The sequence below is a fragment of the Nitrospirota bacterium genome (assembly GCA_016194305.1).
GTDB lineage: Bacteria > Nitrospirota > Nitrospiria > JACQBW01 > JACQBW01 > JACQBW01.
The window spans coordinates 41052-57850 of the sequence record JACQBW010000033.1 but is presented as its reverse complement, the minus strand read 5'-3'; the positions used below and the strand labels follow the sequence as shown (position 1 = coordinate 57850).

The following is a 16799-nucleotide window of genomic DNA, read 5'->3' as shown; positions in this document are numbered from 1 at the left end:
TTTAACCTGCCTCTAACCCTATGAAGAACGAACTCAAAATGATGATCGAAAAAGGGGTCAGTGCTCTACAAGAAGAGTTTCAGCTTAAAGAGCTTCCGCCGGTCTTACTGGAAGTTCCCAAAAAAGCAAGCCAGGGAGACTACGCGACGCCGGTCGCCATGGCGATCGGTGCAATGACCCGCCAGTCTCCCCGGAAAATCGCGGAGAAACTATTCAATCTATTAGCCGGACACCCTCTGATAGAAAAAATCGAGATTGCGGGTGCGGGGTATCTCAATATTACATTAAAAATCAGTTACTGGCACGATAAACTGCGGGAGATTATTCAAAAACAAAATAAGTATGGCTGGTCCGAGGGTGGAAATGGGATAAAAGTGCAGATCGAATTTGTCAGCGCGAATCCCACGGGGCCACTCCATGTCGGTCATGGGCGCGGAGCGGTCGTGGGAGATTCTCTGGCCAAGCTTTTCAAAATGACCGGTCATGATGTGCAATGTGAATATTATATCAATGACGTCGGAAAACAGGTGGAGCTTCTGGGACAATCGACCTGGGCCAGATACCGGCAATTACAAGGCGAGAACTCGGAAATTCCAGCTGAAGGATATCTCGGTGAATACGTGACGGAAATTGCGCGGGAAATCATTTCGAAAAACATTTCACTCCCCGCAAACGAAACCGAAATGGTTCCTTTCTTCACACAATTTGCCAAATCCATTATTCTGGAAGAGATCAAAAAAGATCTGGACCGGCTCGATATCCGGTTTACCGACTGGTTTTCTGAAAAAGAGCTGTACGATTCAAACCTTGTGTCAGAAACGCTCGAAACCTTGAAAACAAATGGATTCTTATATGAATCGGATGGAGCCACGTGGTTTGCTACCCTTCGACTTGGCGATGACAAGGACCGGATTGTCATCAAGAAGAACGGAGAAAAGACCTATTACGCGTCCGATATTGCTTACCATTATCATAAATTCAAGCGTGGATATGACCGGATGATCAATATCTGGGGAGCCGATCACCATGGGTATATCAATCGCGTCAAAGCGGCCATAAAGGCGCTTGGATACGATCCGAAAAAACTGGACATTCTGTTGATTCAATTGGTCAATCTGGTGAGAGAAGGAAAGCCCGTCGCCATGTCCAAGAGATCAGGAGAATATGTGACTCTTCGGGAGGTGATTGACGAAGTCGGTCCGGACGCAACCCGATTCTTCTTTCTGACCCGGGGAACGGATATTACGCTCGATTTTGATCTCGAGCTTGCCAAGAAGGAGTCGAATGAGAACCCGGTCTTTTATGTTCAGTATGCCTATGCAAGACTTTGTTCCGTTTTAAGAAATGCTGAAAATCAAAAAACAGATTGCAATGAGGATGGAGCGGATCTGAATTTATTAACTCTGGATCAGGAACTTGCCTTGATGAAACAGCTCGCTTTGTATCCTCAGGTGGTTCAAGATTCTGTCGGGGCACTGGAACCGCACCGGCTTGCTTACTATCTTCAGGATCTTGCCGGATCCCTTCATCAGTATTATTATAAGAACCGAATCCTGTCAGATGATATCCCATTGACGCGTAGCCGCCTAGTGCTGACCCAGGCAATCAAGATCGTGCTGGCCAACGGATTGGAAGTTCTTGGAGTTCATACGCCGGAGAAAATGTAGAGTTGGACTTTCAGATACTCAAAAAGGATTCTTCTTCGAAAGCCAGAACGGGATTATTGACTACCCCGCATGGAGAGATTCGGACACCGGTATTTATGCCGGTCGGAACGCATGGTTCTGTAAAATCAATGTCACCCCGGGATCTCGATGAAGTCGGCACAGAGATTATTCTCGGAAATACCTATCACCTTTTTTTGAGGCCCGGAGACAAGGCCATTGTGCAACTGGGGGGACTACATTCCTTTATGTCCTGGTCGAAACCGATCTTGACTGACAGCGGAGGGTTCCAGATATTTAGCTTAGGCCAGCTCTCAAAAATATCCGAAGAAGGTGTTCAATTCAAGTCCCACCTGGATGGATCATCCCATTTCTTTTCTCCGGAGTTCGCAATCGAGGTACAGGAAAATCTCGGAAGTGACTTTATGATGGTTCTCGATGAATGCCTCCCATATCCCGCTTCATTCCGGGAGACCGAGGATTCTCTCAGTCGGACGACCCGCTGGGCTTCGCGTTGCCAAACTGCCCAAAAAAAAAGAGAAGAAATGACACTGGTCGGGATTGTTCAAGGGGGTTTCTACCCTGTGCTTCGGGAAAGAAGCCTTCAACAGCTCATCGAACTCAATTTTTCTGCTTACGCGCTGGGAGGCATGTCGGTGGGGGAACCCAAACCACTCATGTATGAAACGATGGAAGCGATTCTACCGTTGTTTCCGGAGAAGAAACCACGATACGTCATGGGAATCGGAACCCCGGAAGATCTCGTTCAGGGAGTTCTGCAGGGGGTGGATCTCTTCGATTGCACATTGCCTACCCGGCATGCCAGAACCGGAGAGCTCTTTACCCACTTTGGAGAAATTGCCATCAGAAATGCCAGGTATGCGTCCGATTCCGATCCGGTCGATGCGCTTTGCCGGTGTTATACTTGCAGGAACTTCACCCGGGCGTATTTGAGGCATCTCTTCATGTCAAATGAGATTTTGGGAATTCATCTCAATACGATTCATAATCTTTCTTATTATTTAGATCTGATGAAAGAGATTCGGCAATCCATCAACAATAATAACTTGGATACGTTTTGCAGAGAGTTTTACCATCTTCGAAACAGTGTAACCATCCAGACGGGCCATTAGTCAAAGAGAAAAAAACTGTGGCTTGTTTATCATAAAAGGAGAGTCTATGTTTAGTTCGGTGGCTTATGCTCAGGCCGTTCCTGCTGCAGGAGGGTCCGAAGGGAGTATGCTTGCGACACTTATCCCCTTTGGATTGATTTTTATCGTCTTTTATTTCTTGCTCATCCTTCCCCAGCAGAAGAAAGCAAAGAGTCATAAACAGATGCTCGAAAATCTCAAAAAAGGTGATCGCGTTGTGACAGTAGGCGGTGTTATTGGATCGGTGACCAGTATCAATCAGGACGTGGTTACGCTTCAAATCGCGGACAATGTTAAAATCAAGGTCATCCGTGAAGGGGTGACAGGGTTAAGGAAGGCGGAAGAGGAAGGAGAGAAAGGATCATGAAAAAGGGGATCAAGGGAAGAATCATTTTAATTAGTTTGACGATACTCAGTTCGATTGTGTTTTTTTTACCTTCCACCCGATTCTATTCCCTTTTCCCCAGCTGGTGGGGAAATATTTTTCCGAATAAAGGAATCAATCTTGGCCTTGATTTACAAGGTGGAATTCATCTTGTTCTTGAAGTGGAACAAGATGAGGCTGTTTCAAATAATCTGGATCAAATGATGGCGGGGATCAAAGATTCCGCAAATGAAAAAAAGATTGAGGTCAGTTCGGTTAAAAAAGTGGCGATGTCCGATATTCTGATTGAGTATCCCAGAAAGGAAGCAAAAGAAACGTTGACAAAAGTGATCAATGATCAATTTCCTTTCTTAATCAGCAAGGAATCGAAAGACAATGCCCTGTTATTGACGCTGTCAAATGACGAGGCTAGCCGAATCAAGGAGAACGCGGTCTCCCAATCGATGGAGACCATTCGAAATCGGATCGACCAGTTTGGTGTTGCAGAACCGTTGATCCAGAGGCAGGGGACGAACCAGATCCTGATTCAGCTTCCCGGCATAAAAAATCCTCAACAGGCACTCTCTCTGATCAAAACGACCGCGCTTCTGGAGTTTAAACTGGTGGATGACGAAAACAGTTTTTCCAGAGAACTTCCCAACAGTCTTAAACTGGATCAGGAAGAAAAATTTAAATCTGAATTTGGCCCCAGAATTCCAGAAGGCGATGAAATTCTTTTTGAAAAAATTGTGGACAAGGATAGCCAGGCTGTTACTAAACGTCCTTTTCTGATCAAAAAAAGAACTTTGTTGACAGGCGACAAATTGAGTGATGCGCGGATGTCATTCGATGAATACAATAAGCCCTATGTCTCAGTGGTTTTTGACAGAACCGGTTCAAAACAGTTTGAAACCATTACGGCCGAAAATGTGAGAAAACGCCTTGCGATCATACTGGACGGTACGGTCTATTCCGCCCCGGTTATTCAAGACCGAATTTTGGGCGGACGGGCCCAGATTTCAGGCGGATTTACCCCGGAAGAAGCAACCAGCCTGGCCATTGTACTGCGGGCCGGTGCGCTTCCCGCCCCGGTTAAAACAATCCAGAACGTGACGGTCGGTCCTTCTTTGGGGAGAGATTCTATCGAGATGGGTTTCCGGGCCGCAAAATGGGGCACATTACTTGTGGTGGTTTTCATGATTTTCTATTACCGGTTAGCGGGGCTCATCGCGGATTTCGCTCTGGTACTGAATGTGATTTTGTTGATTGGCGCTTTGGCAGCGCTGAATGCCACATTAACTTTGCCGGGTATCGCCGGCATCATTTTGACCATCGGGATGTCCGTCGATTCAAACGTTCTTATTTTTGAACGAATCCGCGAAGAGCTTCGGCTGGGGAAACCGGTTCGGGGAGCAATCGACTCGGGATATGATAAGGCCTTTCTGACCATCATTGATTCCCATGTGACGACACTGATTACGGCATTGGTCCTGTTTATTTTTGGAACAGGGCCCATCAAGGGGTTTGCGGTCTCCCTGAGTCTGGGCGTGACCATCAATCTTTTCACGTCGCTGGTCGGAACCAAGGTGATATTTGACATGATAACCATGAGAAAAAAGATAGAAACTTTAAGTATATAAAAAGGTGAGGTGCGATGCATGTTTGAATTATTAGGGAAGACGCGAATTGATTTTATAGGTAAGCGCTACTATGCATTTCTGTTTTCCGGATTGATGATTGTGTTAGGGCTCATTTCTCTATTCTCGATCAGTATGGGAAAGGCCAATCTCGGAATTGATTTTGCCGGAGGAACGGCTGTTCAGCTTAAATTCGAACACCCTGTCAAGATTGAGGATGCCAGGGTGATTTTGGAAAAAAATGATCTGAAGGAAGCAGAACTCCAGGAGTTTTCAGAGGGGAATAAACTCCTGATACGAATCAAGAAACAGACAACCATTCAGGAAAAGATTGCAGAAAAAGTCGTTTCAATTTTTACAAAGGAACTGCCAGACAATCATTTTGTCATTGATAGCAGCGAAGAGATCGGACCTACGATCGGTCAGAAACTTCAAAAAGATGCGACGCTTGCTGTTGGGATCGCCATGCTCGGAATTATCATCTATATAGCCTTTCGTTTCGAGTTTAGATTTGGTGTGGCGGCGGCCATTGCGACATTTCATGATGTTTTGGCTGTTTTGGGAATATTTTATTTATTGCATAGGGAGATTAATCTTCTTATTGTGACTGCGCTTTTAACGCTTGCCGGATACTCCTTGACGGATACGGTGGTAGTTTTTGACCGGATCAGGGAGAATTTAAGGCTGAGAAGCCGGGAGACCCTGGAACAGGTGATTAACAATGGCATCAATCAGGTATTGAGTCGTACGATTGTAGTCTCCTTGACGGTCTTTCTCGTCCTATTGGCTCTATTCTTTTTTGGGGGAGAGGTGATTCATGACTTTTCATTTGCTCTTCTGATGGGAGTTGTTATCGGAACTTACTCTTCCATATTTGTCGCAAGCCCAATCCTTGTCGTTTGGAAAGGGAGCAAGGGAAAACTTCTTCGTCGAATGGCCTGAGGAATTGCTTGAAATCCGGCGAGTGAGAGAGAACAATTTTTTTAAAATATCAAAAAAATCAATATGTTGCATTTCCTTAAACTGGCATAAAAGATGCAGTTCATATAATAGACGGAGTTTGTCTTTTTCAAATTAAGAAACCTCTACTACTAAAAGGAGGAGTAATGAGTAAGGATTTACAGCTATTTTGGGGACTGACCGTTATTTTCGGACTCAGCTTTGGTTCACAGGCTTTGGCGTTAGAAGGCGATTATTCGAATGATCGAGACGTGACTGTAAAAGAATCGGTCGATCCTTCTTCTGGCAGAGAAACAAGTGAAATCGGTGAATTGGAAAAGGAATCAGACCGGGACCTGCTTTCTGACGCCGGTCATCACGAAAGTGTTCACGAAGATCACGAATCTGTAAATGGGGAGTCGCACGAATCCGGCAGAGCCGAATCGCAGGACTCCGGGGGCGGGGGAAAAGAACCGGCCGAACATCTCGGATCAAAGTAAGTGAAGTCAGGATACCTTGATCGTGCCATCGACCATTTCCAGTAACCGATCTCCCTGAACGGCGATCTTTTCATTATGGGTGACCAGAATAAAGGTGATCTTCTTATCCTGATTTAATTTTCTAAGTAATTTAAAAATTTCCATACTCGTCCGGGAATCGAGATTCCCGGTCGGTTCATCTGCAAGTACAAGAGAGGGACTCAGTAACAGTGCTCTGGCTACGGCGACCCTTTGCTGCTCGCCTCCCGATAGCTCTCCCGGCTTATGATCGGTTCGATGACCTAAGCCAACCTCCTCCAAAATCTTTTTTGCCATTTGTAGAGACTCTTTCTTTGAAATGCCTCGAATGAGGCCCGGCATGGCGGCATTTTCAAGCGCGGTAAATTCAGGGAGAAGATGATGAAACTGGAAAACAAAACCGACCTGTTTATTTCGAAATTCTGCAAGAGAGGACTCTCCCAATTGTGAGAGTTTGGTTCCTTCAAAGAGAATTTCTCCGCGGGTTGGCGAATCGAGAGCGCCCAATAGATGGAGAAAGGTACTTTTCCCCACTCCGGAAGCTCCGATAATTGAGAGAAATTCCCCTTTTGCAACGTTCAGATTTATTCCCCGGAGAACTTCGATTTCCCGGTGATTCAAAATAAATGATTTGCTCAGGTTTTTAATTTCCAGGAGAACGGGTGAGGGACTATTCATACCGAAGCGCTTCGACCGGTTTAAGTTTTCCCGCCTGGAGAGAGGGATAAAGCGTTGCGCCAAAACTGATTAAGATTGCCGAAAAAGAGACCCAAAAAATATCCAGTGCCTTGACTTTCACGGGAATGTGACTGATGTAGTAGACATCGCTGGGAAGTGTATAAACCATCGGAATCAATTCGCAAATCCCGTATCCCAGTGGAATACCGATCAGAGTTCCAAGGACACCGATCGTAATCCCTTCCAGCATAAAAATTGCCATAATGCTTCTTCGCGTAGCCCCCATTGCTTTTAGAATTGCAATCTCAGATTTTTTTTCAACGACCATCATGGTCAATATCCCGATGATATTAAAAGAAGCGACAAGGATGATCAACACCAGGATAATAAACATGACACCCTTTTCAAGCTGGAGAGCCGAGAAGAGATTCTTGTTTAGACGCATCCAATCCCGGGCGGAATAAGAGATTCCTATTTTAGTTTCAATATCCTTTGCGATTTTACCCGCCTGAAAGTAATCGTCTACCCTGACTTCAATGCCGGAGACCGTATCTCCCATTTTAAAGAATTCCTGCGCGTTCTTGATTGAGATATAGGCAAGTGACGAATCATATTCATAGAATCCGGAGTCAAATATCCCAACGACCTGGAATCTCTTCATCCGGGGGATGAGTCCAAACGGCCCGGCTTCTCCAACCGGAGAAATGACATTGATCCGGTTGCCGGTGAATACACCCAGTTTCAGGGCCAGTTCCCTGCCGATAATAATGGACGGGACCATGACCTTATTTTCCCCAGGATGATCGATATCGAGGTCGCCGAGTGATCCTTCAATCAAATTTTTGTGGATATCCGTGATCGCGCCCTCGGTCCGGGAATGAATGCCGCGCAAAACGACACCATGCACATTGGCGTCGGAACTGAGGAGGACCTGATTGTAGATGAATGGCGTCGATGCAATCACATGCGGTGTCTGATTGACCTCGTTCAAAAGACTGGGATAATCGGGTATTGAATCCTTTAATCGATCGGTGATGACGATATGGGAGTTGGTTCCGAGAATCTTTTCCCGGAGATCTTCTTTAAATCCGGTCATTACAGCAAGCGTGGCAATCAGGGCCGCTGTTCCGAGAGTGATCCCGGCAATAGATATAAAAGTATTGAGAGAGATTGTTTTGTGTTTTTTTTTAGCCAACAGATAACGGAGACTAATCTGAAACTCATAGGGAAGATTCACGTGCGGGCTCAGACTCCTATTTTTCCGGTTTCATCTGGGGGAAGAGAATGACATCCCGGATCGAGGCCGACTGAGTCAGGAGCATGACCAGCCGGTCGATCCCAATTCCTTCACCCGCAGTAGGAGGCATGCCATGTTCCAGTGCGCGCAGGAAATCTTCGTCGACGTCGTGGGCTTCCGCGTCACCGGCTTCTTTGAGAGTCATTTGTGTTTCAAATCTTTTACGTTGATCCACAGGATCGTTTAATTCGGAGAAAGCGTTCGCGATTTCGCGAGAAACAACGAAGAGCTCAAACCGTTCAGTCAGAGCGGGATCCTCCTCCTTCCTTTTGGCGAGGGGAGAGATCGCGGTTGGAAAGTCGACGATGAAAGTCGGTTGTGTAAGATGCGGTTCGACTATGGTCTCAAAAATTTCATTGAGTATCTTTGGAGTAGAAAGATTTTCATCGAGCCTTACCTGATTTTCTTTAGCCAAACGAATAATTGCACTTCGGTCATCAGCCATATCCGCCTTGAAAGAGGTGTAGGCGGATAATCCTTCATAGTATGAGATTCTTTTCCAGGGTGTCGTTAAATCAATTTCCGTATTGTCGTACCGGAATTTCAATGTGCCCAGGATCTCCAATGCGATTTTGGAAATCAAATCTTCCGTGAGGAGCATCAAATCCTGATAGTCGGCATAAGCCATGTAGAATTCCAGCATGGTAAATTCTGGATTGTGCGTCGTGGAGATTCCTTCATTCCTGAAATTTCGGTTGATCTCATATACCCGATCGAACCCGCCCACGATCAGCCGCTTCAAATAGAGTTCGGGAGCAATACGGAGAAAAAGGGGAATATTCAGGGCATGATGATGTGTGACGAATGGTTTCGCGGCGGCTCCGCCTGCTTTTGCCTGCATCATCGGCGTTTCAACTTCAATAAATCCCCTTTGATTTAAATATTGCCTGACCAGGTCAATCACTCTGACCCGTTTCAGGAAGGTTTCTTTGACTTCTGGATTGACGATCAGATCGAGATAACGCTGACGGTAACGAATTTCGACATCCGTAAGACCATGCCATTTCTCAGGCAGAGGACGCAAGGATTTTGTCAGGAACGATAACTTTTTAACCTCAATAGTCAGTTCATCTGTCTTGGTGCGAAACAAAGTTCCTTCGACTCCGATAATATCTCCAAGATCGATAAGCTCGAATACCTGAAACTGGGTATCCCCGAGAACATCTTTTTTGAAATAAACCTGAATTTTTCCGGAATGATCTTGTATATGGGAAAACGCCGCTTTTCCAAATCGTCTGGAAGTCATAATTCGACCTGCGATGGTTGTCCGGAGTTGTTTTTCATGGAGTTCATCCCGACTATATCCGTCGTAGTCCGAAATTAATTTCTTGATCGAAGTGCCCACCTTAAAGGATGTTCCAAAAGGGGGAACGCCCAATTCATTTAACTTCGTAACTTTATTTAGACGCTGGGCAACCTGGTCACTCAGTTCGTTTTGTTCATCCATTCATTTTGTCCAAGAAATTGTTCGCAAAAAATTCCATAAAAAACACTGAATCATAACATGGTAAGGGTGATTATTCTATTTCTTATTTTACGGGGAGGAGAGGATCGCTCCGTTGTCTCCCACGACCAAGAATGATTTTTCGTTCCAGATCACAGCAGAGAGATGATCCAACGTGCCTGAAATTCGTCTTGTCCATTGCTTCCCGTCGTCTGACGTCAAGATCGTACCACTTTCTCCAACCGCAGTGAAAATATTTCCGGACCAGGCGATGGCGTTGAGCCTGCTGAGAGTGCCAGATTCCTGAATGGTCCAGCGAACTCCGTCAATAGAATTCAGAATAGTTCCTGAAGTACCCACTGCAACCCACTGACTTCCGGACCAGGCCAGGCCGAGAAGAGTCTGAGAAGTGGGCGGAAGTCTGGAAGTCCAGGTCATACCGTCTGGGGAAGCGAGAATGGTACCGTTATATCCCGACGCGAGGAATTCATGCCCCTGCCAGGTTACGCAAAAAAGGTTGTTGGTTGTTCCGGAGGCTCTCTTCTTCCAGGTGATGCCATCGGGAGAAGTAAGTATGGTTCCCTGATACCCCACAGCGACAAATTGAGTTCCGGACCAGGTTGCACCGAGGAGAGTATTGGAATTTTCTGGAGCACTTGGAGTCCAGGAAATGCCGTTCATTGAATAGAGGAGTGTGCCGGAGATTCCAACGGCGACCAGTTTAATCCCCGATCCGGTGATATTCTGGAGAAAGTTCGAAGTTCCTGAAAAACGGGGCGTCCAGGTGATGCCGTCTGGAGACGTAAAGATCAGACCCCAGTTTCCAACAACAATGAATTGGCTTCCTGTCCAGACAGCGCCATGTAGCCAGGTGACCATCCATTCGCGCTCTTTATTCCAGTCGACTCCGTCCCGAGAAGTCAATATCACACCGGAGAGGCCTACCGACACAAATTTTTCACCGGACCAGGTAATTCCGATTAGGAAAAAATGGGTCCCGGAAGCTCTTTGTGTCCAGACCACACCATCCGGAGAGGTTAAGATCGTTCCGCCATACCCGACCGCGATAAATTGAGAACCGTTCCAGACTATTCCATTCAATTCGAACAATGTCCCGGAACTGGTTTCTTTCCAGAGCGTTCCATCCGGGGAGGAGATGATTGTGCCCCCTTGACCTACGGCGATCAGTTGGGAACCCGACCAGGATAATTGATAGAGATGACGAACCGTTCCTGTATTTTGTGATGTCCATTTGATGCCGTCAGAAGAGGTCAATACCGACCCTGAACTGCCCGCGATCACAAATCGGGATCCGGTCCAGATGATATCAAAATAGCTATTGGAAACCGGGGAGATCCTTTTTGTCCAGATCGTTCCGTCGGGAGAGGTCAAAATCGTGCCCGAAGTCCCCGCCACGACGAGCAGTTCGTTCGAGCCTCCGATTGCAATGAGGTCTTCGGATATACCCGAATCCTGATTCCTCCAACTTATTCCATCCAGCGAAGAAAGAATCGTACCGCCGCCTCCCACAGCAATGTTTCGATTTTGAAAGTGGGTAATTCCCACCAGTGATTTCGTCGTACCTGATTTTTGGGTGATCCAGTTCTTCCCGTCTCGGGATGTCCGAATGGTCCCCCGGTCTCCTACCGCGATAAACTGGAATTCGGACCAAATGACACGGGTGAGAGAATGGGTTGCCGAAATCCAGTTGGTCCCTGCCTTTGGAGAGCCGGAGCCAGCGGCTGGTTCTGTGGGAATGTTAACGCCGGCCTTTCCCAAGCTTGAAACAGGTGTCTCGAACAGCAGGATAAGCAATAAAAGGGCGATGCGGTAAAATAGTCTCATTTTGGAAAAAACTTTCAATCTGTCGGACAAGGGAAGACCTCGGAAAGTCTCGATTTTAAAGGATGATTATCTATTTTTCCCTTCACAATATCAAGACTTTGTCGATTGAAGCCGCTTTGACAAAAATCATCGCAGGCGGTAGACTTTTTAATGTGAACGAAGATCAAAAAAAACAGCCTGGAACAGCTTCATTGACGCTCAAAGGAGAAACTGACGACATTTCTCTGGCACAGGAGATCTCTTCGCTTCATGAGGTCTTCAAAGTCCTGATCAAGGCATTAAAAAATCTCAAAATTTATCTCGCCAATAATCCGCTGCATCAACGCTTTTTAAAAGAATTTTACAGCAAACTCGAACTTCATTTAAAGACCTATGGGGAATCTGTTTTGACTGTCGGTCAATATACATTAATCTATCACGACCAAATTATTTACGAAAATATCAATCGCCTGGATAGTCTGGCATTCAAATTATTTGTCGACGGTGTCCGGAAAATGACTCTGCTGGAAGGAATTACCGAGGAAGAATCGGGAAGTTTCTTGGATGTTTTGGGAAAGAGTTATGACGCGGAACGTCCGGATGACGATCTGGTTACACTGCTGTGGGAAAAGAAATTCCATCATATCAAGTTCCAGATTATTGAAGACTATTTCAGCGATGCAGATCAGGTGATCCAGATTTCTGAACCCGAAGCAAAAGAAGGATTTAACAGCATGGTCCAGGCGGAACTGGTTCAACAGAAGGAATTGGCGAAAAAAGAGGCTTCGCTTGCGGATGAACAGACAGGTAAATTTCGATTTCACCAGGTTTTCAGGCTGACGGAGGATGAGATATTTTCAATTAAGAATGAGATGAAACTCGAAACGGAAAAGGATTTGATTTCAGAATTGATTCAAATCGTTTACGCAGTTCTCCAGGTTGAAAAAGAAGAGCCCCTGTTTAAAGAAGTGGTCGAATTGCTTGTACAAAACTCGGTACAAATGATCGAGGCGGGGGATATGGTTCAGATCGAAAAAATAGCGCGGTTGTTCAATTCATTGAAAGAACAGATTCCTCCATTGCCCGACGTCAAGCTCGCCATTCTCAACGATGCGATCGTTTCCCTCGGAAAAACGGACTATTTAAGTAAAATTGAACCCCATTTAAATACCATGGACGAAAAGAACCTTTCGGCTCTGGGTGAATATTTAAAAATTTTGAATTCTTCCGCAGTTCATTCCATTATCGATATATTGAGCAAGGCGAAAGTCAGAAAAACCCGGAAATTGATCTCCGACATTCTGGTGGACATGGGAAAAAAGGAGATTACCCCGATTCTTAATCGATTGCAGGGGAGCCCCTGGTATGTGGTCCGAAACCTGGTTCAGGTGATCGGGCAGATTGGAAGTTCTCAGGCGGTGGATTCCTTGAGAAAATTGATTAATTACCCGGATGAAAGAGTTCGCAAGGAGATTGTTTATTCGCTGATGCTTATTGGAAAAGAAAACGAAAAAGCCCGCGACATGATTCTGTACTTCCTGAACGATCATGATATGGGCATTCGAAAACAGGTTTTGCAAATCATTCAGACTAACCGGCACGAAAAGGGTCTCCCTTTGTTGATTAAAATCATTGCGGGAAATGAATTTGAAGCCCGGGATTCCGAGGAACGGTACCTGACCTTCAGTGCACTCGGAAGGTTGGGAAAAGAAGACCTTTTGCCCATGTTGAGAGAGCGATTGAAGCCGACCTTTTTGTCGTTTCTCAAACGGAGTCTGAAAGAAGAGCAGGCCATCTGTGCGCTTTATGCTCTGCGGCACATGGAAAGCCCCGAGGCAATCGTACTTTTAACCGAAGCCAAAAAGCACCCTTATAAAATGGTCGCGGATTTCGCCACAAAAGCACTCTATGAAATTCAAAAATCAAAAGAGAAAAAGGAGTTGAAGGAAACGCATGAGCTCAAACACTGACATCGATAAAAATGAGCCGGCGCCTCCCAGGACCGCCGACGTCGAACTCCTGAACTTCGGTAAACGATTTGTTATTCAGATGAATATATTGCTGAAGATGGCTCAAATTCATCAGGTTCAGAATTCTTCTTTCGACAGTCCTGTATCGAATCTGATGAGTGTTCTTGAACTTTGTTTTGCTCACGACGATTCGATGACCATCGCCCGGGAACGGGACACTCTTTTTTTGAATGAAGAAAAGCTCAAGATGGACATTGAAACGTTTTCATCCTTTTCTAATTTTATGGATGCCCTGGCGCAAAGAAAAATCGGTAAGATTAATTTTTTAAAAACGGTTACCGGTCAGGATCTTAGAAATTTTATCGTTCTTTTTAACAGCGTCGATATTAAGTCAGATCCCGAACCATTTCAAACCTTTCAGAGTTCTCTTGAAAAGTTTCCGCTAGAATCGATAAAAATTGAAGAATATATTGAGAAAAAAGGGATTGACCTCTCCTCGAATGTCCATAAAGGAAGCAAGGAATTTGCCAAAAAAACCTATATGAACACCGTCTCGGCGGTCAATCAGGTGATGGAAAGCGCCAAGCTGAATCAGGCGGTCAGCATGAAAAGGACAAAGCGGTTGGTCCAATCGATGGTCGACCTGATCCTGCAGGAGGAATCGGTCCTTCTTGGATTGACGAATTTGAGATGTTACGATGAATATACCTACCATCATTCGGTCAATGTTTGTATCCTGAGCCTGGGCATGGGTCAAAGATTGGGGTATGACAAGATTGAATTGTCTAATCTCGGAATGGCTTCTTTATTTCATGATATCGGAAAAGCAAATGTTCCCGTCGACCTTCTCAATAAGCCGACAGATTTTGATGATGAGGAGTGGAAAATCATTCGCCGCCATCCGATTCTCGGAGTCAGAAATATCTTGAAAATGAAAGGTTTGAATGAACTGGCCATTAAAACGATGTACGGTTCCTTTGAACACCACCTTAACTACGATAATTCCGGATATCCTAAATTGGCGGAAAAAAGAAAGTTGTCGCTCTTTGGAAGAATCATTTCAACCGCCGATTGTTATGACGCGATGACTTCATCCCGTGTCTATAACCGGATTCCGATCCCGCCTGACAGGGCGCTCCAGCTGATGCTTAAGAAGAGTGGAACCGCGTTTGATCCGGTGTTGATCAAAGTGTTTGTGAACTGTATTGGATCTTTTCCGATCGGAACACTCGTCCTGCTCGATACGAGCGAAATCGCCGTCGTTGTTCAAACTCATCCGGACTCGGATAAAGGGGACCGTCCTAAAGTGAAGATTATTGTAACCAAATCGGGCCAGGAGATGATTGATGGTGAGGTCGTTGATCTCAGCGAGACCCTGACCGGAGCGAGAGATTTCAAAAGAAGTATTCTCCGTACCATTGACCCCCACAAATATAAAGTGGATGTCAGCCGTTATTTTATCTGATTTGTCCACAAAATCCTCCCGAATTTCTCTTGACACCGATTCATCAATGGTGTAAATTTATATACGACTGAATTAGTCTCAATCTAAAGTGGTCGGATATAAACGCACCGTAAAATCTATCAAGAGGTCATCGATATATGTTAAAACTATCGAAAAAAACCGATTACGCCCTGATTGCCATGCATTATATCGCTATGGAAAATGACCAGGTTGTCAATACCAAGGCGATTGCTGAAAAATACCATATCCCGCTTGAGCTTTTAGCTAAAATTCTCCAAAAATTGGCCAAAAAAGGTCTTGTGATCAGCCATAACGGGCCAAAAGGGGGCTATCTTTTAGCTAAAGATCCTGCCGACATTTCAATCGGTGAAGTGATTGAAGCAATTGAAGGACCCATTGGCATAGCTGAATGTTACCACGATGAAAACAATTTTTGTTCCCAGAAGGCCCATTGCAATATCAGGACGCCGATGGGGGTCATCCAGATAAAAATAATTGATCTATTAAAAGGCATCTCGCTGGAACAGATGCACCAGGAAACTATCAATAGAGAAAATTTACCCGTGCACGCGCAACTGCAGAACATTCTTATTCAATAAAGGAGTATTGAATCATGGATTTGGAAAACCCGATATTTATGGATAATCATTCGACTACCCCAGTTGATCCAAGGGTGCTGGAAGCAATGATTCCTTATTTTACGCAGAAATTTGGAAATGCGGCGAGCCGAAACCATGTTTTTGGTTGGGAGGCTGAAAAAGCGGTGGAGGTTTCCCGGGCGGAGATCGCCTCCCTCATTCATGCGGATCCGAAAGAGATCGTCTTTACGAGTGGGGCGACAGAATCGAACAACCTGGCTTTGAAAGGGGTGGTCGAGATGTACCGTGAAAAAGGGGATCATATCATTACCTCGATGACCGAGCACCGATCGGTACTCGATACGGCCAGGAAACTCGAAAAATCAGGAATGAAGGTGACCTATGTCCCAGTCGATTCCTATGGCGTGGTTCAGCCCGAGGAGATTCGTAAGGCGATCACGGACAAGACGATCTTGATTTCAGTGATGATGGTCAACAATGAGATTGGGACTATTAACCCGGTGGCCGAGATCGGAAAAATTGCCAAAGAGAAAGGAATCCTGTTTCATTGCGATGCGACCCAGGGGGTTGGAAAGATCCCGGTCGACGTGGAAGCGATGAAGATTGATCTGCTGTCTTTTACCGCCCATAAAATTTACGGTCCCAAAGGGATTGGAGCCCTCTATGTCAGAAGAAAAAATCCAAGAGTCCGTCTTGCTCCCCAAATGGACGGCGGTGGGCACGAAAGAGGGATGCGGTCCGGAACACTGAATGTTCCGGGCATAGTCGGTTTTGCGAAAGCCTGTCAGATTTGCGCTGACGTGATGTCCGAAGAATCAGTCCGGATTAAAAAAATGCGGGATAAGCTTCAGGATGGCATTATGGGTGCTTTGGACTATGTCAGTTTAAATGGTCATCCCACGGAACGGATCCCGAACAATCTGAATATCAGTTTTGCCTATGTCGAAGGCGAATCTCTCCTGATGGGTCTGAATAAAATCGCCCTCTCTTCCGGATCAGCTTGCACTACTGCGACGCTGGAACCTTCCTATGTGTTACGCGCGCTCGGGGTGGGGCACGATCTCGCCCACTCGTCAATTCGATTTGGTATCGGCCGGTTCAATACCGACGCAGAGGTGGAAGAGGTGCTTAATAGAACCGTTCAGGCAGTAAAGCGGTTAAGGGGAATGTCCCCGTTATATGAAATGGCATTAGAAGGGGTTGATCTTTCAAAGGTTCAATGGACTCAACATTAATTCTGTTTTGGAAA

General features: G+C 45.6%; 14 protein-coding genes. 10 read left to right on the top strand and 4 right to left on the bottom strand.

Features of this window, described 5'->3' with window-relative positions:
* Positions 1-20: 20 nt before the first annotated feature.
* From HY200_09890 to HY200_09865, 6 genes are all read left to right on the top strand, one after another.
* On the top strand, positions 21-1667 hold the full coding sequence (locus HY200_09890) for an arginine--tRNA ligase (GenBank protein ID MBI3595256.1): 1647 nt from the start codon (positions 21-23) through the stop codon (positions 1665-1667).
* Positions 1628-2797, top strand: a complete 1170-nt coding sequence (tgt, locus tag HY200_09885; GenBank protein ID MBI3595255.1) for a tRNA guanosine(34) transglycosylase Tgt — start codon at positions 1628-1630, stop codon at positions 2795-2797. The genes HY200_09890 and tgt overlap by 40 nt, the downstream gene beginning before the upstream one ends.
* A gap of 46 nt (positions 2798-2843) precedes the next feature.
* Positions 2844-3182, top strand: a complete 339-nt coding sequence (gene yajC, locus HY200_09880) for a preprotein translocase subunit YajC (GenBank protein MBI3595254.1) — start codon at positions 2844-2846, stop codon at positions 3180-3182.
* Positions 3179-4819: a protein translocase subunit SecD gene (gene secD, locus HY200_09875; protein MBI3595253.1), complete on the top strand. Its 1641-nt coding sequence runs from the start codon at positions 3179-3181 to the stop codon at positions 4817-4819. Before yajC ends, secD begins: the two co-directional genes overlap by 4 nt.
* An 18-nt stretch (positions 4820-4837) precedes the next feature.
* A complete protein-coding gene (gene secF / locus HY200_09870; protein MBI3595252.1) occupies positions 4838-5758 on the top strand; it encodes a protein translocase subunit SecF in 921 nt (306 codons plus the stop codon).
* A 164-nt stretch (positions 5759-5922) separates the two neighbouring features.
* The gene (locus HY200_09865; GenBank protein MBI3595251.1) at positions 5923-6255 is read left to right on the top strand and encodes a hypothetical protein; all 333 of its coding nucleotides are present in this window, start codon (positions 5923-5925) and stop codon (positions 6253-6255) included.
* Positions 6256-6261: 6 nt separating this feature from the next.
* Here the strand turns inward: HY200_09865 and HY200_09860 are convergent, their stop codons facing one another.
* The 4 genes from HY200_09860 to HY200_09845 all read right to left on the bottom strand — a co-directional run bounded on the left by HY200_09860 (position 6262) and on the right by HY200_09845 (position 11537).
* Positions 6262-6951, bottom strand: coding sequence for an ABC transporter ATP-binding protein (locus HY200_09860; protein ID MBI3595250.1), 690 nt, complete (start codon positions 6949-6951; stop codon positions 6262-6264).
* Positions 6944-8188 carry a lipoprotein-releasing ABC transporter permease subunit gene (locus HY200_09855; GenBank protein MBI3595249.1) on the bottom strand — a complete coding sequence of 415 codons (1245 nt, stop codon included), beginning with the start codon at positions 8186-8188 and terminating at the stop codon, positions 6944-6946. The genes HY200_09860 and HY200_09855 overlap by 8 nt, the downstream gene beginning before the upstream one ends.
* A 16-nt stretch (positions 8189-8204) precedes the next feature.
* Positions 8205-9695 (bottom strand): lysine--tRNA ligase, encoded by a 1491-nt coding sequence (gene lysS, locus HY200_09850; protein ID MBI3595248.1) that lies wholly within the window; start codon positions 9693-9695, stop codon positions 8205-8207.
* Positions 9696-9782: 87 nt separating this feature from the next.
* A complete protein-coding gene (locus HY200_09845; GenBank protein ID MBI3595247.1) occupies positions 9783-11537 on the bottom strand; it encodes a hypothetical protein in 1755 nt (584 codons plus the stop codon).
* 62 nt (positions 11538-11599) lie between these two features.
* Here HY200_09845 and HY200_09840 point away from each other — a divergent pair, with 62 nt between their 5' ends.
* The 4 genes from HY200_09840 (at position 11600) to HY200_09825 (ending at position 16785) form a co-directional block, all read left to right on the top strand.
* Positions 11600-13486 (top strand): HEAT repeat domain-containing protein, encoded by a 1887-nt coding sequence (locus HY200_09840; GenBank protein MBI3595246.1) that lies wholly within the window; start codon positions 11600-11602, stop codon positions 13484-13486.
* Positions 13470-14951: an HD-GYP domain-containing protein gene (locus tag HY200_09835; protein ID MBI3595245.1), complete on the top strand. Its 1482-nt coding sequence runs from the start codon at positions 13470-13472 to the stop codon at positions 14949-14951. The genes HY200_09840 and HY200_09835 overlap by 17 nt, the downstream gene beginning before the upstream one ends.
* Positions 14952-15088: 137 nt before the next feature.
* Positions 15089-15550 carry an Rrf2 family transcriptional regulator gene (locus HY200_09830; protein MBI3595244.1) on the top strand — a complete coding sequence of 154 codons (462 nt, stop codon included), beginning with the start codon at positions 15089-15091 and terminating at the stop codon, positions 15548-15550.
* A 20-nt stretch (positions 15551-15570) separates the two neighbouring features.
* A complete protein-coding gene (locus HY200_09825) occupies positions 15571-16785 on the top strand; it encodes an IscS subfamily cysteine desulfurase (GenBank protein MBI3595243.1) in 1215 nt (404 codons plus the stop codon).
* Positions 16786-16799: the final 14 nt, after the last annotated feature.